20 protein-coding genes are annotated in these 23959 nt (G+C 66.8%); 7 read left to right on the plus strand and 13 right to left on the minus strand.

Features of this window, described 5'->3' with window-relative positions; all coding sequences use genetic code 11:
* Nucleotides 1-49: 49 nt before the first annotated feature.
* The 5 genes from LC060_RS12935 to LC060_RS12955 all read right to left on the minus strand — a co-directional run bounded on the left by LC060_RS12935 (nt 50) and on the right by LC060_RS12955 (nt 5771).
* A complete protein-coding gene (locus tag LC060_RS12935) occupies nt 50-1336 on the minus strand; it encodes a class I SAM-dependent RNA methyltransferase (RefSeq protein ID WP_226636145.1) in 1287 nt (428 codons plus the stop codon).
* The gene (locus LC060_RS12940) at nt 1333-2751 is read right to left on the minus strand and encodes an NAD(P)H-hydrate dehydratase (RefSeq protein ID WP_226636147.1); all 1419 of its coding nucleotides are present in this window, start codon (nt 2749-2751) and stop codon (nt 1333-1335) included. Before LC060_RS12940 ends, LC060_RS12935 begins: the two co-directional genes overlap by 4 nt.
* Complete coding sequence (locus LC060_RS12945; RefSeq protein WP_052322587.1) at nt 2738-3091, minus strand: hypothetical protein; 354 nt, start codon at nt 3089-3091, stop codon at nt 2738-2740. The genes LC060_RS12940 and LC060_RS12945 overlap by 14 nt, the downstream gene beginning before the upstream one ends.
* Nucleotides 3092-3138: 47 nt before the next feature.
* The gene (gene ilvD / locus LC060_RS12950; RefSeq protein ID WP_226636149.1) at nt 3139-4995 is read right to left on the minus strand and encodes a dihydroxy-acid dehydratase; all 1857 of its coding nucleotides are present in this window, start codon (nt 4993-4995) and stop codon (nt 3139-3141) included.
* A 197-nt stretch (nt 4996-5192) separates the two neighbouring features.
* Nucleotides 5193-5771 (minus strand): DUF805 domain-containing protein, encoded by a 579-nt coding sequence (locus LC060_RS12955; protein WP_226636151.1) that lies wholly within the window; start codon nt 5769-5771, stop codon nt 5193-5195.
* A 124-nt stretch (nt 5772-5895) separates the two neighbouring features.
* On the opposite strand from LC060_RS12955, the gene LC060_RS12960 reads away from it, so the two are divergent.
* The 3 genes from LC060_RS12960 (at nt 5896) to LC060_RS12970 (ending at nt 7243) form a co-directional block, all read left to right on the plus strand.
* Nucleotides 5896-6327, plus strand: a complete 432-nt coding sequence (locus LC060_RS12960; protein WP_148625794.1) for a DUF3806 domain-containing protein — start codon at nt 5896-5898, stop codon at nt 6325-6327.
* Nucleotides 6328-6783: 456 nt separating this feature from the next.
* Nucleotides 6784-6936: a hypothetical protein gene (locus LC060_RS12965; RefSeq protein ID WP_226636153.1), complete on the plus strand. Its 153-nt coding sequence runs from the start codon at nt 6784-6786 to the stop codon at nt 6934-6936.
* Nucleotides 6937-7012: 76 nt separating this feature from the next.
* Nucleotides 7013-7243 carry a hypothetical protein gene (locus LC060_RS12970; RefSeq protein ID WP_226636155.1) on the plus strand — a complete coding sequence of 77 codons (231 nt, stop codon included), beginning with the start codon at nt 7013-7015 and terminating at the stop codon, nt 7241-7243.
* A gap of 507 nt (nt 7244-7750) precedes the next feature.
* Here LC060_RS12970 and LC060_RS12975 read toward each other — a convergent pair.
* The 3 genes from LC060_RS12975 to LC060_RS12985 form a co-directional block, all read right to left on the minus strand.
* Nucleotides 7751-8485 carry an N-formylglutamate amidohydrolase gene (locus LC060_RS12975; RefSeq protein WP_226636157.1) on the minus strand — a complete coding sequence of 245 codons (735 nt, stop codon included), beginning with the start codon at nt 8483-8485 and terminating at the stop codon, nt 7751-7753.
* Between the two features lie 9 nt (nt 8486-8494).
* A complete protein-coding gene (locus LC060_RS12980; RefSeq protein ID WP_226636158.1) occupies nt 8495-9319 on the minus strand; it encodes a 4-(cytidine 5'-diphospho)-2-C-methyl-D-erythritol kinase in 825 nt (274 codons plus the stop codon).
* Nucleotides 9320-9399: 80 nt separating this feature from the next.
* Nucleotides 9400-11058: an electron transfer flavoprotein-ubiquinone oxidoreductase gene (locus LC060_RS12985; RefSeq protein WP_226636160.1), complete on the minus strand. Its 1659-nt coding sequence runs from the start codon at nt 11056-11058 to the stop codon at nt 9400-9402.
* A 90-nt stretch (nt 11059-11148) separates the two neighbouring features.
* On the opposite strand from LC060_RS12985, the gene LC060_RS12990 reads away from it, so the two are divergent.
* From LC060_RS12990 to malQ, 4 genes are all read left to right on the plus strand, one after another.
* Nucleotides 11149-11907 (plus strand): uracil-DNA glycosylase family protein, encoded by a 759-nt coding sequence (locus LC060_RS12990; RefSeq protein ID WP_226636162.1) that lies wholly within the window; start codon nt 11149-11151, stop codon nt 11905-11907.
* Nucleotides 11908-12118: 211 nt separating this feature from the next.
* Nucleotides 12119-13945 (plus strand): lytic transglycosylase domain-containing protein, encoded by a 1827-nt coding sequence (locus LC060_RS12995; RefSeq protein WP_226636549.1) that lies wholly within the window; start codon nt 12119-12121, stop codon nt 13943-13945.
* 31 nt (nt 13946-13976) lie between these two features.
* Nucleotides 13977-14504 carry a molybdenum cofactor biosynthesis protein B gene (moaB, locus tag LC060_RS13000; RefSeq protein ID WP_226636163.1) on the plus strand — a complete coding sequence of 176 codons (528 nt, stop codon included), beginning with the start codon at nt 13977-13979 and terminating at the stop codon, nt 14502-14504.
* A 385-nt stretch (nt 14505-14889) separates the two neighbouring features.
* Complete coding sequence (gene malQ / locus LC060_RS13005; RefSeq protein WP_226636165.1) at nt 14890-16959, plus strand: 4-alpha-glucanotransferase; 2070 nt, start codon at nt 14890-14892, stop codon at nt 16957-16959.
* A gap of 172 nt (nt 16960-17131) precedes the next feature.
* On the opposite strand, the gene LC060_RS13010 is transcribed toward malQ, so the two are convergent.
* The 5 genes from LC060_RS13010 to lepA form a co-directional block, all read right to left on the minus strand.
* Entirely contained in the window at nt 17132-18418 is a 1287-nt protein-coding gene (locus LC060_RS13010; RefSeq protein ID WP_226636167.1) for an OmpP1/FadL family transporter, read from the minus strand.
* 187 nt (nt 18419-18605) lie between these two features.
* Complete coding sequence (locus tag LC060_RS13015) at nt 18606-20222, minus strand: alpha-D-glucose phosphate-specific phosphoglucomutase (RefSeq protein ID WP_413465118.1); 1617 nt, start codon at nt 20220-20222, stop codon at nt 18606-18608.
* Nucleotides 20223-20406: 184 nt separating this feature from the next.
* Nucleotides 20407-20916 carry a hypothetical protein gene (locus tag LC060_RS13020; RefSeq protein WP_226636171.1) on the minus strand — a complete coding sequence of 170 codons (510 nt, stop codon included), beginning with the start codon at nt 20914-20916 and terminating at the stop codon, nt 20407-20409.
* Between the two features lie 9 nt (nt 20917-20925).
* On the minus strand, nt 20926-21573 hold the full coding sequence (locus LC060_RS13025; protein ID WP_226636172.1) for a helix-turn-helix domain-containing protein: 648 nt from the start codon (nt 21571-21573) through the stop codon (nt 20926-20928).
* Nucleotides 21574-22109: 536 nt separating this feature from the next.
* Nucleotides 22110-23927, minus strand: coding sequence for a translation elongation factor 4 (gene lepA / locus LC060_RS13030; protein WP_226636181.1), 1818 nt, complete (start codon nt 23925-23927; stop codon nt 22110-22112).
* Between the last annotated feature and the right edge of the window lie 32 nt (nt 23928-23959).

A 23959-nucleotide genomic window follows, 5' to 3' on the forward strand; every position in this document is an offset into this window, starting at 1 on the left:
AGACGGTTCGTTTTGGGCGATGAAACGGGGTTTTGTGCGCTGGGAGCGCTCAATCTTCCCCGTCGCGCACGAAGTAGCTGGCCAGTTCGACGTGGGTGGACCAGCGGAACTGGCCGACGGGGCGCAGTTCAGCGAGGCGGAAGCCCGCTTCGATCAGGCGCGCGCCGTCGCGCGACCAGCTCGACGGGTTGCACGAGATGTAGACCACGCGGTTGACGCTCGAATCCGCGATGCACTCCACCTGCTCGCGCGCACCGGCGCGGGGCGGGTCGAGGAGGACGGCTTCGAACTTGGAAAGTTCATCGGCCATGAGCGGGTTGCGGAAAAGGTCGCGGTGCGCGCTGAAGACCGGGCGCTGGGCGCGGTCGGCGCCGGACTTGCCCGCAAGATGCACGTCGCGCGCGGCTTCGGCGGCAAAGACCTTGCAGGTCGGCCCCGCCAGCGCGAGCGCGAAGGTGCCAAGGCCGGAGAACAGGTCGGCCACGGTGGCGGCATCGCCGATCCATTCGCTCGCCGCAGAGACGAGCGCGTCTTCGCCGTCCTTCGTCGCCTGGAGGAAGGTTCCGGGCGGGAACGGCACCGGCGTCTCGCCCAGCGTCACGGTGACGGGCGCGGGCTCCCACACGGTCTCATAGCCGTAGCCACCGTCCATGGTGAGGCGCGCAAGGCCATGGCTTTGCGCGAAGTCCAGCATCGCCTCGGTCGCGGCAAGGCCCTCGGCGGTGAGGCCCTTGACGCCCAGGTCCACGCCCTGGTCGACGAGCGTCATCTCGATGTCGCAGGCCATGCGCGGCATGGCGTTCTGGGACGACTTGGCGTTCTTGCCCCCCTTCCCGCGCGGGCCCTTCTTGACCGGCGCAGCCTTGCCCATGGTGATGAGCAGCTTGCGGATCGGGCCCAGGAGAGCGGTGATCTCGGGGACGAGGACCGGGCATTCCTCCAGCTCGACCAGCCGGTGCGACTTGGCTTCGCGAAAGCCGATGACGATGCGTCCGCCCGAGCTTTCGGCGCGCAGCGAGGCGCGGCGGCGCGCGCCCGGCGGCGAAAGATAGGGCGCAGCGATCGTCTCGGCGCCCAGTTCCTGCGAGGAGGAGGCATTGGCCACGCGCGCCTCGACAAAGCCCTCCAGCGTCTCGGCATCGAGCTGCTGGAGCTGGCAGCCCCCGCAGCGCCCGAAGTGCTTGCAGGCGGGCTCGATATGGTGCGGGCCCCATTCGAGCGTGCCATCGGCGCGCAGGATATCGCCCGGCGCCGCGCCCCAGGCAAAGCGGCCCGAGGCGGTGACACCGTCGCCCTTGGAGGCGATTCGCAGGATTTCTTCGTTTTGCTCGTTCACAGGCAGGCCGCTAGCGCAGCCGGTATCGTTTCGGCAAGCTGCGATGCGGTGAAAGGCTTGGGCGCCAGCCGCGCGGCCTCGCCGTGGAGCCACACGCCCTCGCACGCCGCCGCGAACGGATCGAGGCCTGTCGCAAGGCGGCTGGCGATGGTGCCCGCGAGCACGTCGCCGGTGCCTGCGGTCGAGAGCCAGGCCGAGGCGCGCGGTGCGCAGGCCAACTCTCCCTCCGGCCCGGCGATCACCGTGTCCGGCCCCTTGGCGACAATCACCATGCCACTCGCGCGGGCCAGCGCCACGGCGCGTTCGATACGCGTGGTGCCCTCCTCGCACGTAAACGCGCGTTCGAGCGCGACCAGTTCGCCCTCGTGCGGGGTGGCAATGACAGGTGCGCTGCGCTCGGCGAGAAGGCGCGGTCCCAGCAGCACCAGCGCATCGGCGTCAAGGACAACGGGCACCGGATCGGCCAGCGCGATGGCCAATCGTTCCCGCGCCGCGCCGTCGCGGCCAAGGCCCGGGCCGACCAGGATCGCGGCGTTGCGGTGGTCGGAGAGAAGCTCCGAAACAGGTCCGGTTTCGACGACGAGGTCGCTCGGGCAGTTGCGCTTGTCGGCGGCGAAGAGCTTGACGTAGCCCGCCCCTGCGCCTTGCGCGGCGGTGCTCGCAAGGATCGCCGCGCCCGGCATCGCGCCGCCCACGACCGCAAGCAGCCCGCGCGTGTACTTGTGCGCGTCGGCCGGGGGCGCAGCAATCTCGGGCCGCGCGATGGCCTGCGCGGCGTCCTCAACAGGCGTCACGCCGATGGGCACGAGGCGCAGGGCCCCCATGCGCGCGCTCGCGGGCATCAGGAAGTGCGCGAACTTCCAGGCGCCAAGCGCGAGGGTCAGGGTGTAGGCGGGCAGGTCCTCGTTCAGGAGCAGGCCGGAATCGGATGCGATACCGCTTGGCATATCGACCGCGACCGCCTTGGCGTGGCGCGCGGCAAGCCGGGTGACGAGATCCCGGTGCGCGTCCTCCAGCGGGCGCGAAAGGCCGCTGCCAAACAGGCAATCAACGAAGACCTCGCCGCGCGGAAGATCGCCCTCACCCTCGTGCACCTCACCCTGGTAGAGCGCGCGGGCGGTCTTCGCCGCCTCGGTTGTGGGCGCCATCGGCGCAATGACCACGACCTTGCCGCCGCGCCGACGCAGGCTTTCAGCGATGACATAGCCGTCCCCGCCGTTGTTGCCCGGCCCGCACAGCACGCTCACCGCATTGCCGCCCGAAACGCGCCAGACCCAGGCGGCCGCGCCCTGCCCGGCCCGCTGCATCAGTTCATCGACCGAAATGCCGTCAGCGATCAGCGCTTCTTCGGCGGCGCGCATCTGCGCAACGGTCAGGATCTGGTCGGAGGAGGCGTAAGTATCAACGTGGGTCATGGCTCTTCATTGTCACCGGAAAGAGATAGCGGTCGGTCCCCAGCGTCACTTCCATCCGGTCCTCGCCCAGCCGCGCGACGATGGCGTCCGCCCCGTCACTGGGGGCAAGGCCCGATCCATCGGTCTGGACATCGAAGCGGCGAAAGCCCCCGTCGGGGTGGCGCACGACGAGGGTCAGCACACCGCCGCGCACCACGCGCTCGACCGCGCAGACGGGTTTGAGCTCTGTCGCCCCCGCCAGCGCGCAGGGGATGTGCTCCTCGCCCTCGGCCACCTCGGGCGGCGTATCGGAGGAGGAACAGGCCGCGAGCCCGCCCACGGCAAGCAGCAGGGCAATCATGCCCCTGCCGCCTGCCCTGGACCGGCTGCGTGCCATGCCCGCCCTGCTCAGCCGCGCTTGAGCTGGGTGACGTCGCGCACCGCGCCCTTGGCGGCGCTGGTGGTCATCGCGGCGTAGGCCTGGAGTGCGGCCGAGACCTTGCGCTTGCGCGGGTGGACCGGCGACCAGGCCTCCGGCCCGCGGGCGTCCTGCGTGGCGCGGCGCGCGGCCATTTCCTCGTCGCTCACCATCAGGTTGATCGTGCGGTTGGGGATGTCGATCTCGATCGTGTCGCCGTTCTCGACAAGGCCGATCTCCCCGCCCTCGGCCGCCTCGGGCGAGACGTGGCCGATGGAGAGGCCCGAAGTGCCGCCCGAGAAGCGCCCATCGGTGAGGAGCGCGCAGGCCTTACCCAGGCCCTTCGACTTGAGGTAGCTCGTCGGGTAGAGCATTTCTTGCATGCCCGGCCCGCCGCGCGGACCTTCATAGCGGATCACGACAACGTCGTTTTCCTTGACCTGGCCGCCCAGGATCCCCGCGACAGCCGCGTCCTGGCTTTCGTAGACGCGCGCGGTGCCCGTGAACTTGAGGATGCTCTCGTCCACGCCCGCCGTCTTCACGATGCAGCCATCGCGCGCGATGTTGCCGAACAGGACCGCAATGCCGCCATCCTGGCTGAAGGCGTGCTCCTTCGAACGGATCACGCCGCCTTCGCGGTCAAGGTCCAGTTCCTTCCAGCGGTTGGCCTGGCTGAACGCGGTCTGCGTCGGCACGCCGCCGGGCGCAGCCTTGTAGAAGTTCTGCACGCTTTCATCATTCGTGCGGCTGATGTCCCAGCGGTTGAGCGCATCGCCCAACGTCCGGGCATGTACGGTCGGGCAATCCGAGTGCAGCAGGCCCGCGCGGTCAAGCTGGCCCAGGATCGCCATGATGCCGCCGGCCCGGTGCACGTCCTCCATGTGGACGTCGGCCTTCGCGGGCGCGACCTTGGAGAGGCAGGGCACCTGGCGCGAGAGACGGTCGATGTCGGCCATGGTAAAGTCGACGCCCGCTTCCACGGCGGCGGCCAGAAGGTGCAGAACGGTGTTGGTCGAACCGCCCATCGCGATATCGAGGCTCATCGCGTTCTCGAAGGCCTTGAAGCTGGCGATGGTGCGCGGCAGGACGCTCTCGTCCTCCTGCTCGTAGTAGCGCTGGCACAGGTCCACGGCGAGACGGCCCGCTTCCTTGAACAGGCGTTCGCGGTCGGCGTGAGTGGCGAGCGTCGAGCCATTGCCCGGCAGCGAAAGGCCCAGCGCCTCGGTCAGGCAGTTCATCGAGTTGGCGGTGAACATGCCCGAGCACGATCCGCAGGTCGGGCAGGCTGAACGCTCGATCGCAGCGACTTCCTCGTCGGAGTAGCTCTCATCGGCCGCCGCGACCATCGCATCGACGAGGTCGAGCGCGGTTTCCTTGCCCTTCAGCGTCACCTTGCCCGCTTCCATCGGGCCGCCCGAGACGAAGACAACGGGGATGTTAATGCGCATTGCGGCCATCAGCATGCCCGGCGTGATCTTGTCGCAGTTGGAGATGCAGACCATGGCATCGGCGCAGTGCGCGTTGACCATGTACTCCACGCTGTCGGCGATGAGGTCGCGGCTGGGCAGCGAATAGAGCATGCCGTCGTGGCCCATGGCGATGCCGTCATCGACCGCGATGGTGTTGAATTCCTTGGCGACGCCGCCCGCATCCTCGATCTCGCGCGCGACCAGCTGGCCCAGGTCCTTGAGGTGAACGTGGCCCGGCACGAACTGCGTGAACGAGTTGACGACAGCGATGATCGGCTTGCCGAAGTCGCCATCCTTCATGCCGGTCGCACGCCACAGGCCACGCGCGCCTGCCATGTTGCGGCCGTGGGTCGACGTGCGGGAACGAAAGGCGGGCATGGGTACACTCCGAAAGGTCTGGCCAGCTGCCTGGCCGTGAGGTCTGGTTTTTGCGCGCCGAGACGTTTTCCCGCGCGCGGATCATGTGGCGCCCCTACGCCAAAAGGTGGAGCGCCGAAAGGCATAAAATTTCACACAAAGGGCCAACGGCTTGCCGGATCGTACCCAAGCCCCCTTACCACCACCGGGCTCCGCGCCTAGTCCTCGGGCGCGTCCCCGAAGCGGTTGGGGCCCTCCGTCCCAGGCAGCGCCAGGAAGATCAGCAGCGTTGCCAACGCGCCCAAGTAGCCCAGGTTCGACAGCATCAGGAGCGCGAAGCTACCAAATCCCGGCACCTCTCCCTGCCGCGCGGCGGAAAACAACGGATAACTGGGAGCAAGGCCCATGACATAGAATGGAACCGGAAGGAGCGCCCAGCGACCCGTGCGGTTGCCGTCATGGAGCCGCCGCACCACCGCCGCGCCGAGCAGGAATACCGCAATCAGCGTCGCGACGGCCCCCAGGGTGAGCACCGCGTCCATGTCGGGCATGAATTCGGGGTGCGCCCCCTCGATCTCGATGCGCACGTGCCCCGGCCCGCGCGAAATCGTCGAGCTTTCGGGATGCTTGAGGGCAAAGCGCTCCATGCGCACGAACGTGGCGGAGAAGATCGGCACGGCCACTGCAGCGCCAAACGCGACAAGGCCCGCAGCGACTAGCGCGAACCACAGCCAGAAGCTGCGCTGCCCCTCACGCCCGGAAAGGCGCGCCAGGTTGCGAATATGATAGGCTATCATGGATCCCCCCCATCTGATGCAAAGCAAGGTTAGCGCCCCCCGGTTGCACCGTCCAACGCATTCGCATTCCTAGGGAATTTCGCGCATTTTGCATCGCAACAGATAGTTCGCTATCCTCTCTTTCATGGAACCTGTCGATCGCCTCGTACTGGAACCGGAAGAGCAGGAGTGGCTGGACCTTGCGCGGGTCTGGATCAAGGGCCACTTCGCCAGCGATCCCGAAGATGCCTATTCTTCGGTCGACGGAAAACTGGCCGTGGTGCGCGCAAACCTCGCGCAAGGCTGGGTCGGCCCTGACGACACCTGGAAACTGCAGTCGCTGGGCATCGCGATGGGCGATGCGCTGGCGCAGGACCTCATGCTCGACTGGGTGACCATCGACGACGAGTTCGGGCGCCAGCCCGCGCTGCACTGGCCGGGCACCTCGATCGTGTGCTTTCCCCTCACCATGATCGCCCAGCGCGTCGAAGAGGGGGAGCATGTCGATATCGACACCATGTACGAGACGACGCGCGTGCAATTGAACGAAATAGCGTTCTCGGGCGATGTCGAATAGGCATTGCGATACACAGGCACTTGTATTTTCGCATGCTTCGTGTATAGATGGGGCCAAGTCGCCAATAATCGCGGTGACGATTGCCGAGACATCTCACGATTTCGGCTTTCCCCTCTCGCCAGTTGAATTTGCCCAGGAGCTTGGCTCCTCGCAGAGTTTTTTATCTGCCACGGCAACCACTTGGCGACAGACGCGTTCACAACACGCCGGAGCCTGATCCACCCGGACGGCTCCACCTTCCAGCGGACGTTCCGACGGTTTGCTCAGCGCCTTGCGCGCCCCGCCTCGCCAGATGGGTCCATCCCGGTCCGGCTCGGGGTTGCCAAGGCCTTGCGAACAGGCTGTCATCCAAACGACCGCAAAGGCCGTTACAACGTCTTTGAAGACACCCGCGCCCGAACCGGCGCACAGACCATTGAAGAAGGAGGCAGGACGAACCTGCCGCACGAAACGAATATGAAGTACAAGAACATGCACCTTGAGAGGAATCCCGCCCTGCCCCACCACCGCGCGATGGTTCGCGCCAGTGCGGCGCAGGACACCAAGGGCAGCCCCGCGCTGATCCCGACATCCGAACTCCAGCGGCTCGTTGCCGGGATGGTGGACTGATCAGGTCCAGCACCTGCCCGACCGGCCCGAACCGCTTCATCCGCCCATCCCGCCCCACCAACCAGGAGAACACGACATGGACCTCAACAAGGCCTACGCCGCGCACCAGCGCGCCCTGATGGCGGCGGGCATGGCCACTGACCCGCAGGCGCGCCGTGAACGCCTCGCCGATGCCGCGCGTATCGCCACGCGCATCGGCAGCTTCCAGCAGGACCTCGGCGCGGCCGCGGCCCAGGCTTGGATGCACACGCCCTGCGCCGCCCCTGCAAAACTCGAAGCCGGTCCGCACAGCGCCGCCGCGCGCTGAGGGCGACAGGCACACCGCCCCGACAATCGAGCTCGGCAGAGAGTTGGCAGGCCCAGACGCCTTGCCTTCTTCCCGAGCGGCATAGCCGAGGCCGTCGAACCCGCCATGAAGTGAGGCGCCGGAAGCTTGGCTTCCCGGCGCCTTTTTCATGCGCGCCTGGCGACCCGTTTCGACCCGCACCTGCCCCGGCTGCCATCATCCCCGCGAAGACGAGGATCGGGAACCTGGCGGCTGCAGGGCGCCCCCAAGGGTTGTCATTCAGAAGGTTATTCCGAGGGCCATCCCCGTCGGGCTTCCGGACTTGTGAACTCAGTCCACGCACGCAATCGCCGCCGGGATACGTAAGTCCGCCGTTCTTCCCACACGAATGGAGGCAGCCTACTTCGGAAAACGGGCGCCCTCGCCTTGTACGGCCAAGGTCGCGCGAACAAAGTGCGCGAGACACTATGGGGAGCCCGAGGGCGATGGCCCTCGGAATCATCCCTTCATTTCCAGCCCCCGCCTCTGTCAGGCAATCTCGAGAGCCACCTGGTTGCACACCCGGATGAGGCGTTCGGCCCATTGTGCCTGCCCCTGCTCGTCCGAAATCAGGTCCTGCCGGATCTCGAGATAGAGGTAGGGGCGCCCTTCGCTTTCGACGTGGCGTTCGATGGCCGCGTTATAGATCTTGCCCGAATAGGGCTCCTGATCGCCGACGATGAGGCCCTCTTCCTCGAACAGGCGCGTGGCGATGCGCGCACCGCGATCGTCCGCATCGTAGAGAACCCCGCAATGCCAGGGGCGGGTCTCGTCGGGCTTCGTCGCCATCTGCGGGGTAAAGCTGTGCAGGATCAGTGTGAGCTGGGGCGGCTGCTCGTTGAGGAGCGCGGTCAGCGCGTCGTGGAAGGGATGGTGGAAGCGCGCGAGGCGCGCCTCGCGGTCGATGCCGACATTGCCCGGAATAGCCGAACCATCGCTCGTCTCGGGGATCGCGGCGGGATCGTCCACGGTGCGGTTGGTGTCGCAGACAAGGCGGCTGACATTGCCCAGCAGCGCAGCCGTGCCAGGCCGTGCGCACATGCGCTCGGCAATCCCTGCAACGCCGATGTCGATGGCGATGTGCTCGTCCATCAGCTCGGGCGCGATGCCCAGGTCAATGTCGCCGGGCACGCGGTTCGAGGCGTGATCGGCAACGACAAGGATGCCCCCGAAGCGGGGCGTGCCGACGATGCGGTAGCTTTCGGTCTCGGTCGTGGTCTGCATGGGACCGTCCTAACGCAGCTTGCCCGCCATTTGCCACCAGCCACGATGTGATTGCGCTAGTTTTTCCGCCGCTTCGTCGCGCGCGTCGACGCTGTCGTAGAGCGCAAAGCAGGTCGCGCCCGAGCCGGACATGCGCGCCAGGAAAGGCGCCGTCGCCTCCAGCGCAGCCAGCACGTCGCCAATCACGGGGCAAATTTCCAAGGCGGGGCCTTCCAGGTCATTACGGCCTGCAAGGGCAATTGCGCGTAAGGAGCCTTCGCTTGGCATGGCGCCCCGGTCCACGCCGTCCCAGGCCTTGAACACAGGCCCTGTCGGCACCGCCTCGCGCGGGTTCACAAGGAGCACCGGACAGCCCGCCAGATCGTTTTCGGCGACTTCGGCAAGATCGGTGCCCGTGCCCGTCCCGATGCAGGCGCGCGAGAGAACGCAGGCGGGTACGTCCGCGCCCAGCTTTGCCGCGCGCGCGTGCCAGTCTTCGGGCAAACCGTGCGCGCGCTCGACCATGCGGAACACCGCGCCTGCATCGGCTGACCCGCCGCCCAGCCCGGCCGCGACCGGCAGGCGCTTTTCCAGCGTCACCGCCCAGCCGCCCTTCCCCCCGGCGCCATGCGGCAAGGCGCCCAGCGCCTGCGCGACGATGTTGTCGAACGGATTGGTGAGACCACCGACGAACTCGCCGCGCACTTCCAGCAGGTCCTCGCCCGCCGGGGTGGCCGCAAGCCGGTCGCCATCGTCGACGAAGGCGAAGAGCGTCTCCAGTTCGTGGTAGCCGTCCTCGCGGCGACGGCGCACGTGGAGGGCAAGGTTGATCTTGGCGTAGGCGGTTTCGTTCATGGCTCCTGTCCCTGAAACGACAGGAGCGCCGGGGCAAGCCCCGACGCTCCACAATCGTCCGTCATCCGGCAAAAGCCCGATCACATATTGGGATAGTTCGGCCCGCCGCCGCCTTCGGGCGTGACCCATTCGATGTTCTGGGTCGGGTCCTTGATGTCGCAGGTCTTGCAGTGGACGCAGTTCTGCGCGTTGATCTGGAGCTTGAGGGCATCGCCGCCCTCGCTCTCATCCGCCACGAACTCGTAGACGCCCGCCGGACAGTAGCGCGCCTCGGGCCCTGCGTAGACCGGCAGGTTGACCTTGGTCGGGATCGCCGGGTCCTTGAGCTGGAGGTGGCAGGGCTGCTCTTCCTCGTGGTTGGTGAACGAGTAGGAGACGCTGGTCAGGCGGTCGAAGCTGATGACACCGTCGGGCTTGGGGTAGTCGATCGGCTTATAAAGGTCCGCGCGCTGCAGGCACGAGGCATCGGTGTGGTGCTTCATCGGCTTGGTGATGCCAAAGCCGAAGAGCGTGCGCAGCCACATGTCCGCACCGGCGAGCACCGTGCCCATCTCGCCACCCCACTTGGCGACGAGCGGCTCGGCGTTCTGGACGAGCTTCAGCTCATCGGCGATCCAGCTGGAGCGCACGGCATCGTCGTAGTCCTGCAGGGTGTCGTGCTCACGCTCGGCCTTCACCGCCGCAGCGATGCTTTCGGCGGCCAGCATGCCCGACTTCATCGCCGTGTGGCTGCCCTTGATGCGCGGCACGTTGACGAAGCCTGCCGAACAGCCCGCCAGCACGCCGCCCGGGAAGGCCAGCTGCGGCACGGACTGCCAGCCACCCTCGTTGATGGCGCGCGCGCCATAGGCCACGCGCTTGCCGCCTTCCAGGATCGCCTTGATCTCGGGGTGCTGCTTCCAGCGCTGGAATTCCTCGAAAGGATAGATGTAGGGGTTCTTGTAGTCGAGCGCGGCGACGAAGCCGAGCGAGACCTGCCCGTTGGCCTGGTGGTAGAGGAAACCACCGCCCCAGGCATCGTTCTCCGACAAGGGCCAGCCCTGCGTGTGGATCACGCGGCCCGGCACGTGCTTGTCGGGATCGATGTCCCACAATTCCTTCATGCCCAGACCATAGATCTGGGGCTCGCAGTTGGCTTCCAGGTCGTACTTGGCCTTGAGGCGCTTGGTCAGGTGCCCGCGCGCGCCCTCGCAGAAGACGGTGTACTTGCCCAGCAGGTTCATGCCCGGCTGGAAATCGCCCTTGGGCTCACCATCGCGGCCCACGCCCATGTCGCCGGTCTGCACGCCGATGACCGCGCCGTTGTCATCGTAGAGGATCTCGGCGGCGGGGAAGCCGGGGAAAATTTCCACTTCCAGCGCCTCGGCCTGTTCGGCCAGCCAGCGGCACAGATTGCCCAGCGAGCCTGTGTAATTGCCGTGGTTCGACATGAACTTGGGCTGGATCGCATGGGGAATGGAGAACTTCTTGCCGCGCGTCAGGTGCCAGTGCCAGTTGTCGGTCACCGGAGTTTCTGCCATCGGGCAGTCCATCTCGCGCCATTCGGGCAGGAGTTCGTCGAGCGCCTTGGGGTCGAAAGTCGCGCCCGAAAGGATGTGGGCGCCAACCTCGGAGCCCTTTTCCAGCACGCAGACCTGAATTTCGGGATCGACCTGCTTCAGCCGGATCGCGGTCGACAGGCCAGCAGGCCCGCCGCCGACAATGACGACGTCATAGGGCATCTCTTCGCGTTCAATCATGGGGTCCCCTGATCCAATACACCGATTTTGTTGCGCGCTTTACTCCCTTTGCCTTGATTGCTCGGTGCCGACAGGTCAATACCCCCCGCAATGGATCACGGGTCAAACCAGCACTTTCTGTCAGATATCACGGGCGCGCTCGACTGGTGGAGACTGGCGGGCGTCGATTGCGATTATGTCGACGATCCGCAGGACTGGCTGGCGCCGCCCGAAGAGGAACTTCCTCCGCCCAGCGAATGGAGCATCGCGCGCGCCGAGAACGAGGCGAAGGCCGCCGCCGCGCCCGAGAACGCCAGGCGCATCGACACCGAGGCACTGCCTGCAACGCTGGAGGCCTTCACGCCCTGGTGGAAGGCCGAGCCGCTGCTCGCCCCCGGCGCGCTCGAAACCCGCATCGCGCCTGTCGGCAAGGCAGGCGCCGAGGTCATGGTCATCGTCGAGGCGCCCGAGCGCGAAGACCGCGAAGGTCTGCTCACAGGCCCCCAGGGCCAGCTGCTCGATGCAATCCTCGCCAGTGTCGGAATTTCGCGCGAAGACGCCTACCTCACCAGCGCCCTGCCCCGCGCGATGCCCGCCCCGGACTGGGCCGAGGCGCGCGCGCTGGGCCTGGGCGATGTGCTGATGCACCACATCGGCCTTGTCGGCCCGAAGCGGCTTTTCGTGCTGGGAGGGAACGTTCCGGCGCTTTTGGGCCACGAATCACCGCAACGGGCTGCCGTTTCGCGAAAATTTAACCATCAAGGAACATCGATACCCTTGCTCGCTTCCTGGGGTCTGGACTCGCTGCTCAACCGGCCGCGAACCAAGCCGGTCCTGTGGAAGGCGATGCTCGACTGGATCGCCACCTGACAGGCCCTCCCCACGACACAGTGGGGCAACCGGCAGGCGGCGGGACAAGGCAAGGCGAAACACGCCGCACGAGGCCCCGCAAGGACCCGGCGGCACATATGCGAAACGGCATTTTTTCGGGGTACGCAACGTGAAACGAGTTTGGGGAACAGCACGCAGCCAGGCACAGGTCCGCAAGGCCGCCGGTACGCGTGATGCGAACGCAGGCACGATGACCAGGACGCTCAACAAGGCTGCGCTGGGCGCCGCAGGGCTCGCCGCGCTGCTGTGCAGCGTGGGCACCGCGCACGCGAACAGCGCCGCGGTCGACTATTTCCGCAGCCGGGGGACCACCAGCGTGGTGCCTTCGCTGCTCAGCCACGACGACCGGGACTACTACCGTGAGTACTTCGCGGCGGTCGAGGCCAAGGACTGGACCAAGGTGCAGCGCATGCTGGCCCAGCGCCCGGACGGCCCGATGCACCAGGAAGCCCGCGCCGAGTACTACCTCGCCGCCGGGTCGCCGAAGATCGAAGGGCCCGACCTTGCCGCCTGGCTCGCCGAAGGCACGCAGCTTCCCGGCGCCGACCAGATTACCCGCCTTGCCCAGCGCCGCGGTGTCTCCTCCACGCCCGCCCTCCCCAGCGAACAGAGCTTCGCGCGCCTGCCCACCCTGCCCAAGCGCGTGCGCCCCTCCTCGATCAACGACGGCACCATGCCCGAGGCGATCTCCACCGCCATTGTCGACCACATCAAGGCCGACGATCCGGCGGGCGCGCGTATGCTGCTCGACGGGGTCGATGCCAGCCTTTCGGGCTCGGCCCGCGCGGAATGGCGTCAGAAGGTCGCGTGGAGCTACTACATCTCCAACCAGGACGCGCCCGCCTATGAAATGGCGCAGTTCGCCACGCAGGGCGTGGGCCCGTGGGTCGGCGAAGCGTGGTGGACCGCCGGGCTCGCGGCCTGGCGCATCGGCGACTTCGACGGCGCGGCCGAGGCCTTTGCCAATTGCGCCAAGTCGGCCGAGAACGATGAACTCAAGAGCGCGGGCTACTACTGGAACGCCCGTGCCCTGACGCGCGCGCGCCGCCCCGAACAGGCCGCCGACGTGCTGCGCATGGCCGCCGCGCGCCACGAAACACTCTACGGCATGCTCGCGGCCGAGCAGCTGGGCATGCAGCTTCCCTCCCAGCACGCGCAGGCCGACTTCTCGCAGTCCGACTGGCAGAAGCTGCGCTCCGTGCCCAACGTGCGCACGGCCGTCTCGCTGGCCGAAATCGGCGAGGATGGCCTTGCCGACGAAGTGCTGCGCCACCAGGCCCGCATTGGCGAGGCCTCGCAGTACGCGCCGCTTTCGCGTCTGGCGCGCGATCTCGGCCTCCCCCAGACCCAGCTGTGGATGGCCTACAACGCGCCGCGCGGCGGCCGTCCGGACCCGGCTTCGCGCTTTCCCACGCCCAAGTGGACGCCAGCCAACGGCTGGCGCGTCGATCCGGCGCTGGTCTATGCCCATGCGCTGCAGGAATCGATCTTCCACACCAGCATCGTCAGCCCGGCGGGCGCGCGCGGCCTGATGCAGATCATGCCCGCCGCCGCGCGCGATCACGCCGCATCGCTGGGCGTCTCGGGTTCGGCGAGCGACCTCAACAAGCCCGACATCAACCTTGCCTTTGGCCAGAACCACCTGCTCATGCTTCAGAACGACAGCGGCACGCAGGGGCTGCTGCCCAAGGTCATGGCGGCCTACAACGCCGGGCCCGTTCCGGTGCGCCGCTGGAACACCGAAGTGCGCGACGGCGGCGATCCGCTGCTGTGGATGGAGTCGCTGCCCTACTGGGAAACGCGCGGCTACGTGAATATCGTCATGCGCAACTACTGGATGTACGAACGCCAGGCGGGCGGCGAATCCGAAAGCCGGATGGCGCTGGCCCAGGGCATGTGGCCCACCTTCCCCGGCCTGTCGGGCTCCAAGGGCGTGCGCATGTCGGCCCACGGCCAGCTCGCCACACCCCAGTCGCTGCACACAGGCGCCGTGCGCTTTGCCGACAGCCGCCGCTGACACCCGCTGAAACACCAGGACCCGTACTGCCTTGGCCATCGACACCGACCGCACGTTCAAGCCCATCAACATCGCGCTCCTGACCGTTTCGGACACGCGTGGCCCCGAGGATGACACCTCGGGTGATATCCTCGCCGAGCGGATCAAGGGCGCCGGGCACAAGCTCGTCGCCCGCGCGATCGAGCGCGACGATGCGCAGCGCCTCGTCAGCCGCCTCAACGACTGGATCGACGACCAGGGCATCGACGCCATCGTCTCGACCGGCGGCACCGGCCTTACCGGGCGCGACGTGACCCCCGAGGCGCTCGACAGGGTGAAGGAAAAGGACATTCCCGGATTTGGCGAGCTGTTCCGCTGGATCAGCTACCAGACCATCGGCACCTCCACCGTGCAGAGCCGGGCCATGGCCGTGCTCAGCCGCGGCACCTACATCTTCGCGCTTCCCGGCTCGAATGGCGCGGTCAAGGACGGCTGGGACGGCATCCTCGCCGAGCAGCTCGACGCGCGCAACCGGCCCTGCAACTTCGTGGAACTGATGCCGCGCCTGCGTGAAGTCTAGGTCAGTCAGGAGATAATCCGAGGGCCATCGCCCTCGGGCTCCCCGAACTGTCCACCTCACCTTCGACGCGCCAGCGTAGCTGAGAAAGGCGAGGTCGCCCATTTTGGGGTCAAGGGGTAATAACCCCTTGGAAAAATTCTTCTCCTGCTCCCTGTTAGCGCACCACACCCTCATGTCAGGCACCTGCGCAAGTGGCCCAACTCCAGGCTCGTGATGTGGATATGGCTGTGGATATCCAGTTCATAGTGTAGGGATATCATGTCGATAGCAGGGGATAACCACGCGCCCCGCACCGCCGCCTGCGCCGATCAAGACGATTGCCGAGCCCCCCTGATTGCAGGTACGCTTGCCCCGGTGCCGCCTGGCGCTGTGGCAGGAGACCGCCTTGGAGCCTTCCCCCGACCCGTGTGCCGCTGCTCCCGATCCGGGCGGTCCGGCCGCATCGCTCCATGAGCTTGCCCACGCGCTTGGCCTTTCGCGGCGCTGGCGCGATGTCGAGGGGCGCGACCAGACGGTCTCGGACACCGCGCTCGCCCGCATCGTCACGGCGCTGGGCTACCCTTGCGACACACCGCAGGCACTCGCTCGCAGCCACGCACGCCTTGCCATCGCGGCGCGCAGCCTGCCCGCCATGCTCGTCACCGAGGTCGGCCGGCCGACACCGCTGCCCGCCAGTCTCACCAACGCGCGCATCACCGCCGAGGATGGCGAGGTGCAGGACGTGGCGCTTGAGGCCGGGGTCCTGCCTGCCATCGACACGCCCGGCTACCACCGCGTCAGCCTCTACGGCCACGAGTTGACACTCGCCGTCGCGCCAGCGCGCAGCCCGACATTGGCCGACGTCCTGCCCCAAGCGCGTCAAGCGGAGCGTCTCTGGGGCCCGGCGGTGCAGATCCCGGCCCTGCGTTCGGCGCGCGCAGGGCAGGCCTACGGCACGCTCGCCGAACTGGCCGAGGCCGTGGACCTCTTCGCCGCGCGCGGGGCCGATGCGCTGGCAATCAACCCGGTCCACGCCCTCTTTGCCGGACTTGGCGAGGGGTACAGTCCCTATTCCCCTTCGAGCCGCCTCCACCTCAACACCGCCCTTGCCGCGCCCGAACTGGCAGGGCTCCCACCTCTTGATACTCCCGGTGACAGCGAGGCTGCGTTCATCGGCTGGGAGGAGGCCCTCCCCCGCCAGCACGCGGCCCTACGCGCACTGTTCGACGGGCTCGATCCCGCCACGCGCGCGCGCATCGCCGCCGAGACCGCAGATAACGAGAGCCTCCAGCGCCAGGCCCTGTTCGACGCGCTCGACACCCACCACCGCGCCAAGGGCCGCACACACTGGCAGAACTGGCCCGCCAAGCACCGCGATCCCCACGGCAAGGGCGCCGCGCACTTTGCTAAAACCCATGCCGAGGACGTCGCCTTCCACGCTTTCACGCAGTGGCTGACGGCCAGGGGGCTGGACGCGGTGCAGGCGCGCGCGAAGGCGGCAGGCATGGCGATCGGGCTCGTCGGCGATCTCGCCGTGGGCGTCCACACCGCAGGCGCCGATGCCTGGGCGCTGCAGGGCGCGATGCTGGAGGGGCTCACCATCGGCGCACCGCCCGATCCGCTGGGTCCGCTCGGCCAGAACTGGACGCTGACGAGCTTCTCGCCGCAGGGCCTGCAGCGCACCGGCTATGCGCCCTGGATTGCGATGCTGCGCGCGGCGCTTTCGCGCACCGGCGCGCTGCGCATCGACCACGCCTTCGGCATGGCCCGGCTCTGGGTGATCCCGGAAGGGCACGGCCCGGAGGACGGCGCCTACCTTTCCTATCCTTTCGAGGACATGCTGCGCCTTGCCGTGCTGGAAGCGCACCGGGCAGGCGCGCTCCTCATCGCCGAGAACCTGGGCACCGCGCCTTTCGGCTTCCTCGGCGCGCTGGAGGAACGCCGCCTCCTCGACATGCGCGTGCTGTGGTTCGAGCGCGCCGCCGATGAAGGCTTCATCGGCGCGGGCGACTACCCCCCCGACAGCGTGGCGATGACCGGCACGCACGACACCGCGACCATCGCGGGCTGGTGGCGCGGGCGCGACCTCGACTGGGCCCACGACCTGGGCCGCCTGCCCGAAGGCACCACCCGCGAGGACGCCGAAGCCAAGCGCGACTGGGATCGGGGGCTCCTGTGGGCGAGCCTCACCCACGACGCCGCGCCGCGCCCGGAGCCCGACAACCCCGCGCCGGTCCTGGAGGCCGCGCTCACGCACATCGGCAAGAGCCCGGCCGGCCTCGCCATCGCGCCGCTTGAGGACATCCTGGGCGAGAGCGAGCAGCCCAACCTGCCCGGCACCGTCACCGAGCACCCCAACTGGCGCCGCCGCCTGGCACGGCCACTGGGGGAATGGCTGGAGGAGGCGCAGGTCAGCGAGAGGATCACGGCATTGGACACGGCGCGCAAGGGACCGGCCGATCCGCCATCCAGTTGAAAAATCAGAAAAGGATGATTCCGAGGGCCATTGCCCTCGGGCTCCCCGAACTGTCTAGCTCACCTTTCGCCGGCCGCCCTGGCTGAAAATGGTGAGGTCGCCGATTCCGGGGTCAAGGGGCGATGGCCCCTTGGAAAATCCTCTTCCTTCTATCTACGAGGCATGGCCCGCCTCAGAGCTTCAGCCCCAGCGAGAACCCGACCGAGGTTTCCGCCAGCGACACGTCCGCCTCGCCGCCCCCGAACGGCGCCGGGATCGAGCCCTCGCCGCGCACCGTCTGGCGCGGGGCTCGCATGGCGTAGCCGGTCACCTCGGTGCGGTCCGAGAGCGCGAATGTTGCCCCCAGCGTGTAGTGGCTGCGCACAACGCCCGGCGCGAAGATGTTGAGGAGCGTCTGCGCGCGCGGCACCGGATTGTCGGAGCGGCCATACCCTGCGCGCAGCGTCAGCCTGTCGGACGCCGTGTAGACGGCGCCCAGCTTCCATACGTCAACATCGCGCCAGCCAAAACCGGGGCCACCTTCGGACCCGAAAGGGCGTCCCTGGAAGAGCACGTCGATGGGGTTTCCGACCGCCGCGACACCGCCATAGTTGATGCGCTTGTAGTCCGCGCCCAGCGTCAGGGCGGGAACCGGCGTCAGCGCGGCGCCCAGCCCCCAGGCCTCGGGCACATCGAAGCTGCCGCCATCCGCGAAGAGCCCGGCGTAGCGATCGAAATCGCCGGTCTTGACCTTGGACTGGTAGAACGCGCCGACCTTCAGGAACCGCGTGACCTGGCCAAGATAGCCGAGGCGAACGCCTACGCCCGCCGACCAGTCGGTGCCCCGGTTGGTGAAGTTCGCAGGGGCCTGCGAATAGCCCGCGAAAGGCTGCGCGCCGGTCATCTCGAAGCCCTGCAGCACAATCACCGGCGACACGCCGAGTGAATGGCCAGGTACGACCTCGACTGCCAGCGTCGGCGAAATCTGGATCTGCTGGAGATTGACGCCGGCTGACCCTTCCGCCCCGAAGCTGGCAAAGGGGTTGGTCTTGTAATGGGTATTCATGCCCCCGTTGCCGTTGATCGCAAGGCCAAGCGCCACGCGATCTGCAAGCGGGCGCACATAGCCGATCTCAGGCAAAACGAAGGGATTGCTGCCGTTGCCCGAATAGCGCCCGTCGAGCCCAGCGCCATTGCCCGCGATCTCCGCGCCCCGGTCAGGCACGAAGAGCTCGACACCGATGTCGAGACGGTGGCCGAGCGAGGTGGCTGCGGCCGGGTTGGCGACGATGGCGAGCGCGTCCTGCGGCATGGCGATGCCGACCCCGCCCGCGCCCTTCGCCTTCGCCCCCGAACCATTGAGGAAGTACCCGTCGGTCGCCTGCGCAGGGCTGGCGAAAAGGACGAGAGTGGCGGCGGAGACGGCAAGGGCCGCGCGCGGCGCGCGGGCACCGGCGGGACGGGTCACGAAAGTAGGCATGGAAGGTACGGCGATCCCTGAAAACGGTAGATAACCGGGATCGAACAGCGCCCCGGTTTGCAGGGAGCCTGCCCTAACGAGTTACGACTTGCAGGAAAGGAAGATTCCCTTGTTGCCCGCAAACCGCAAGATAGCGTGTCCTGCGGGCAACAAGGAGCGGAGCAGGTGCCCTGCCCCGGCCTCTCGATCAGGTAATGACGTCGGGGGCCGTACGTCCGGTGAAGCGGGCGATCCCCGCGACCGCCTCGGCCGCCGCGATCTGGGCTTTGAGCATTTCCCCAGTCTCGGCATCGAGATCGCCCGAGGGCGGCACGTAGTTCTCAAGGTAGACGCGCAAGGTGGCGCCCGCCGTCCCGGTCCCCGAAAGGCGGAAGACCACGCGGCTGCCGCCTACGAAGAGGATGCGGATGCCCTGGTTGGCGCTGACCGAGCCGTCGACCGGATCGGTGTAGGAAAAGCTGTCGGCCTCCTCGACGACGAGATCGCCAAGCTCTTGCCCGGGCAGCGCTTCCAGTTCGTCCATGAGCGCGGCCATGAGCGCGTCGGCGCCCTCCTTCTCGATCCCCTCATAGTCGTGGCGCGCATAGTAGTTGCGGCCGAAGCGGGCCCAGTGGGCCTTCGCCAGGTCATCGACCGAGATGTCGCGCACAGCGAGGATGTTGAGCCAGAGCAGGACCGCCCACAGGCCATCCTTCTCGCGCACGTGGTCCGAGCCGGTGCCAGCGCTTTCCTCGCCGCAGATCGTCGCCATGCCGGCATCGAGGAGGTTACCGAAGAACTTCCAGCCCGTCGGCGTTTCGAAGGCAGGCACGCCCAGCGCCTCGGCGACGCGGTCGGCGGCCGCGCTCGTCGGCATCGAGCGGGCAATGCCGGTGAGGCGCCCCTTGTAGGCGGGCGCGCACTCGATGTTGGCAGCCAGCATCGCGAGCGAATCGGACGGGGTGATGAAGCGCCCGCGCCCGATGATGAGGTTGCGATCGCCATCGCCGTCGGACGCCGCCCCCAGATCAGGCGCGCCCTCGCCCATCATCAGATCGTAGAGGTCCTTGGCGTGAATCAGGTTGGGATCGGGATGGTGGCCGCCGAAGTCTTCCAGCGGCGTGCCGTTGACGACCGTGCCCTCGGCAAAGCCCAAGCGGCCCTCAAGGATCGCCTTGGCATAGGGGCCGGTCACCGCGCTCATCGCGTCGAAGCGCATGGTGAAGCCCGAGGCGACCACCTTGCGGATCGCGGCGAAGTCGAAGAGTTCCTCCATGAGGTCGGCATAGTCCGCGACCGGATCGATGATCTGGACGTTCATTTCGCCCACCTCAACGATGCCCACCGTGTCGAGATCGACATCCTCGGCCTCGATCGTCAGCCAGCGGTCGATCTCCTGCGTGCGGGCATGGATCGCGCCGGTCACGCCTTCAGGTGCAGGGCCGCCGTTGGCAATGTTGTACTTGATGCCGAAGTCCTCGTCCGGTCCGCCGGGGTTGTGGCTGGCCGAGAGGACAAGGCCGCCGCTCGCCTTGTACTTGCGGATCACGTGGCTGGCCGCCGGGGTCGAGAGGATACCGCCCTGCCCCACCAGCACGCGCGCGTAGCCGTTGGCCGCGGCCATGCGGATCGCCTGCTGGATCACGGTGCGGTTGTGGAAACGCCCGTCGCCGCCCAGAACCAGCGTCGCGGCCTCGCCCTTTTCGACCACGTCGAAAACCGACTGGATGAAATTTTCGGCGTAGCCCGGCTGCTGGAAGACCTTCACCTTCTTGCGCAGGCCGGAGGTTCCCGGCTTCTGCCCGTCGAAAGGCGTGGTGGGCATGGACAGGATCTCGGTCAAAACAGTCTCTCCAGACAACAGGAAGGCGTGCGCAACAGGGGAATAAATCGAAAACCCCTGAATGTTCCATCCCGCAGATGGCATTTCTTTTTGTTTTTTCGAAGACTATTTGAAGAATTTATGGACGTCCCACGCATCCCGGCGACGGGATGGGCGCCGTCTGCGATCAGTTGCGGACCGGATCGCCGCTGTGCGGCCCGGCAGCGGCCACACTCCAGGACGGGTAATCGCCGTGGCGCCGCTGGCGCAGGACATGGCGCACGAAGCCTACCCAGGCAAAGAGCACGCACAGATAGAAGGGCAGCGTCGCCATGACGTCATAGGGGCCTCGGCCCAGCTCCCCTTCACCATCGAGATACCGGTAGGCGTAGGAGAACACCGAGATCAGCTGGGCCGCGGTGAGCCAGAGCGGGTAGACCCGGTTTGCGTAGAGCGCCACCACGCCCAGCGCGACGAGCAGCGCCAGGTCGATCACGACATGGCCCACGTCCACTCCGGCCAGCACGATCGCGCCGCCAACCACCAGGTGGTACCCTTGGTGCAGGACGACCATCGCCAACAGAAGGCGGGCAACGATCCGCTCGGGACGCGCGCCCCATCGCATCGCGCATAGGACGAGGATGACGATCGCCAGCGTCTCACCTTGAACGCGCAGCTCCCAGAGAGCTTCAAGCACGGCCCGCGCTCAGAACAGGTCCGCAAGCGAATGCACGACGCCAAGACCCGCGGCGGAGACCAGCAACAGTCCAAACGCGATCACGACAATGGCTGCCACACGCCCAAGGCGTGCATTGCGCCCGTCAAGCAAGGCCGGAACCGGGCCTGGTGTCCGCCCTCGTCCCCCCAGCGCTCCCGGGGGCGCGCTGGCCGCGCGTGCCCCGCCAAGACCGACAGCCACACGTTCGGCTTGCGCCGATGGCGGCTGCACGCTGATGATCTGGAGTCGCCCTGCGCCTTGCCCGATGCTGGAGCTGCGGCTCGGCCAGCGCTCGCAATCGCGGCAGGCGGCGTCGTCATTGCCCGCATCATCCGGCTCCCCCGCAAGCTCGTGCTCTGGCGTAGCGGTCGCCACCGGGCGGTCCTCCCCGGCCTCTTCCCGGTCCTGAAGTTGCTCTTCGTCCTGCTCCTGGCGGTATTCCCGGTAGGCGCGCGCCAACTCCAGGCGCGAAAGCGATCCCGCACGGGCGCGGACGGTTTCGATCCGCTGGTTTACCGCACTGACCGAGATGCCGAGTTCATAGGCGATCTCCTTGCTCGTGAAGTTGTCCCCCACCAGCGCCAGCACTTCATGCTGCTTGTCGGTCAGGTTCTCGAAGACATCATTCAGTTGCAAAGCACTTTCACATGCCGACACAATTTCGCCCACCCAATACAGCCTCTCTCACCTGGCTTGCATAAGAAGCACAATCGCCCCCTCTCTCCAGAAGAGCCGCGTGCTCCAGAGCGCCCCTGCACCCGATGAACAGAACGGTTGTTCCGGCCATCACACTTGGACACCACGATGAATTTCAAGTTAAATTCAGGAAATCCGTGCGACAAAAGCCAGCCTGCAGGTGCGCGCTTGGCCTTAGATGAAACACTTGTCGGCCACTTGTCCAGACCCAAATTTCGATTGCAATGGCGACGAAGTGAAACTTTCTGTGGGTCGAACCGAGTTGTGTAGCCTAATGAGCGGAAACTTTGCGGTAAACGTTCGGCAACATGGCACACCTGGGAACCTACCCCCTGTGCCCCGCAGAACGGTCGCCCGCCACGACGAAGGGCCCGCCTCCTTCTGCGGAGACGGGCCCTTCGTCGAGCCAAGCCATGGATTTGCACGCCCCGTGCCAGCCCCTTCGCCGAAGCCGGACCGGTGCGCCGGTTTAGGGCTTATTCCTCGCCCATGCGCAGCGCGGCGATGAAGGCTTCCTGCGGGATCGAGACGTTGCCGTACTCGCGCATGCGGGCCTTGCCCTTCTTCTGCTTTTCCAGAAGCTTCTTCTTGCGGCTGATGTCACCGCCATAGCACTTGGCGGTCACGTCCTTGCGCATCGCGGCGATGGTCTCGCGCGCGATGACCTTGCCGCCGATCGCAGCCTGAACCGGGATCTTGAAGAGGTGGCGGGGGATGAGGTCCTTCAGGCGCTCGCACATGCCGCGCCCGCGCTCCTCGGCAACCGAGCGGTGGACGATGAGCGAAAGCGCATCGACGGGCTCGGCGTTGACGAGGATGTTCATCTTGACGAGATCGCCCTCACGAAGGCCGATCTGCTCGTAATCGAAGCTGGCATAGCCGCGGCTGATCGACTTCAAACGGTCGTAGAAGTCGAACACGACTTCGTTGAGCGGCAGCTCGTAGGAGACCTGCGCGCGCCCGCCGACGTACGTCAGGTCGGTCTGGATACCGCGGCGGTCCTGGCACAGCTTGAGGATCGCACCGAGGTATTCGTCAGGGGTGTAGATCGTCGCCTTGATCCACGGCTCCTCGATCGTCTCGATCCGGTTGGGATCGGGATAGTCGGCCGGGTTGTGCAGCTCGATGGTCTTGGCATCCTCGTTCTTCGAGTGCGAGAGCTGGATGCGGTAGACCACCGAGGGCGCGGTGGTGATGAGGTCGAGATCGTATTCGCGGCTCAGGCGTTCCTGGATGATCTCGAGGTGCAGGAGCCCCAGGAAGCCGCAGCGGAAGCCGAAGCCGAGCGCCGCGCTGGTTTCCATCTCGTAGGAGAAGGAGGCGTCGTTGAGGCGCAGCTTGCCGATCGAATCGCGCAGCTTTTCAAAGTCGGCCGCATCGACCGGGAACAGGCCGCAGAAGACCACCGGCTGGACTTCCTTGTAGCCCGGCAGCGGCGTGGTCGAACCGTTCTTCACGGTGGTGATGGTGTCACCGACCTTGGCCTGTTCGACTTCCTTGATCTGCGCGGTGATGAAGCCGATCTCGCCCGGGCCCAGTTCGGGCAGGTCGACGCGCTTGGGCGTCATGCAGCCCACGCGGTCGATCAGGTGCTCGGTCCCGCCCTGCATGAACTTGACGCTGAGACCCTTCTTGATGACCCCGTCCATCACACGCACGAGGATGACGACGCCCAGGTACGGATCGTACCAGGAATCGACCAGCATCGCCTTCAAGGGCGCGTCGCGCTCCCCCGTGGGCGCCGGGATCTTGGTGACGATGGCTTCCAGCGTCTCCTCGATGCCGATGCCCGACTTGGCGCTGGCGAGCACCGCTTCGGAGGCATCGATGCCGATGATGTCCTCGATCTCGGCCTTGACCTTGTCGGGCTCGGCGGCGGGAAGATCGATCTTGTTGATAACGGGCACGATCTCGTGGTCGTGCTCGATCGACTGGTAGACGTTGGCAAGCGTCTGGGCTTCCACGCCCTGCGCCGCGTCCACCACCAGCAGCGCGCCCTCACAGGCGGCGAGGCTGCGGCTGACCTCGTAGGCAAAGTCGACGTGGCCCGGCGTGTCCATGAGGTTCAGCTCATAGGTCTTGCCGTCCTTGGCGGTGTAGGCAAGGCGCACGGTCTGCGCCTTGATCGTGATCCCGCGTTCCTTCTCGATGTCCATGTTGTCCAGGACCTGGGCGGACATCTCACGCTCGGTGAGGCCACCGGTGTACTGGATCAGGCGGTCGGCCAGCGTCGACTTGCCATGGTCGATGTGGGCAATGATCGAGAAATTTCGGATCAGGGAAAGGTCTGTCATGGAAACGCCGTTAGCAGCGGTTTGAGGCGCTG

Origin of the sequence: Novosphingobium profundi (genome assembly GCF_020524485.1) — a bacterium.
Taxonomy (GTDB): domain Bacteria; phylum Pseudomonadota; class Alphaproteobacteria; order Sphingomonadales; family Sphingomonadaceae; genus Novosphingobium; species Novosphingobium profundi_A.

What these genes read in the sequence shown, in the direction of transcription:
- LC060_RS12940 (WP_226636147.1), bottom strand. Translation starts at nt 2,751, where the DNA reads ATGACCCACGTTGATACTTACGCCTCCTCCGACCAGATCCTGACCGTT.
- LC060_RS12945 (WP_052322587.1), bottom strand. Translation starts at nt 3,091, where the DNA reads ATGATTGCCCTGCTGCTTGCCGTGGGCGGGCTCGCGGCCTGTTCCTCC.
- ilvD (WP_226636149.1), bottom strand. Translation starts at nt 4,995, where the DNA reads ATGCCCGCCTTTCGTTCCCGCACGTCGACCCACGGCCGCAACATGGCA.
- LC060_RS12955 (WP_226636151.1), bottom strand. Translation starts at nt 5,771, where the DNA reads ATGATAGCCTATCATATTCGCAACCTGGCGCGCCTTTCCGGGCGTGAG.
- LC060_RS12960 (WP_148625794.1), top strand. Translation starts at nt 5,896, where the DNA reads ATGGAACCTGTCGATCGCCTCGTACTGGAACCGGAAGAGCAGGAGTGG.
- LC060_RS12965 (WP_226636153.1), top strand. Translation starts at nt 6,784, where the DNA reads ATGAAGTACAAGAACATGCACCTTGAGAGGAATCCCGCCCTGCCCCAC.
- LC060_RS12970 (WP_226636155.1), top strand. Translation starts at nt 7,013, where the DNA reads ATGGACCTCAACAAGGCCTACGCCGCGCACCAGCGCGCCCTGATGGCG.
- LC060_RS12975 (WP_226636157.1), bottom strand. Translation starts at nt 8,485, where the DNA reads ATGCAGACCACGACCGAGACCGAAAGCTACCGCATCGTCGGCACGCCC.
- LC060_RS12980 (WP_226636158.1), bottom strand. Translation starts at nt 9,319, where the DNA reads ATGAACGAAACCGCCTACGCCAAGATCAACCTTGCCCTCCACGTGCGC.
- LC060_RS12985 (WP_226636160.1), bottom strand. Translation starts at nt 11,058, where the DNA reads ATGATTGAACGCGAAGAGATGCCCTATGACGTCGTCATTGTCGGCGGC.
- LC060_RS12990 (WP_226636162.1), top strand. Translation starts at nt 11,149, where the DNA reads ATGGATCACGGGTCAAACCAGCACTTTCTGTCAGATATCACGGGCGCG.
- LC060_RS12995 (WP_226636549.1), top strand. Translation starts at nt 12,119, where the DNA reads ATGACCAGGACGCTCAACAAGGCTGCGCTGGGCGCCGCAGGGCTCGCC.
- LC060_RS13010 (WP_226636167.1), bottom strand. Translation starts at nt 18,418, where the DNA reads ATGCCTACTTTCGTGACCCGTCCCGCCGGTGCCCGCGCGCCGCGCGCG.
- LC060_RS13015 (WP_413465118.1), bottom strand. Translation starts at nt 20,222, where the DNA reads ATGCCCACCACGCCTTTCGACGGGCAGAAGCCGGGAACCTCCGGCCTG.
- lepA (WP_226636181.1), bottom strand. Translation starts at nt 23,927, where the DNA reads ATGACAGACCTTTCCCTGATCCGAAATTTCTCGATCATTGCCCACATC.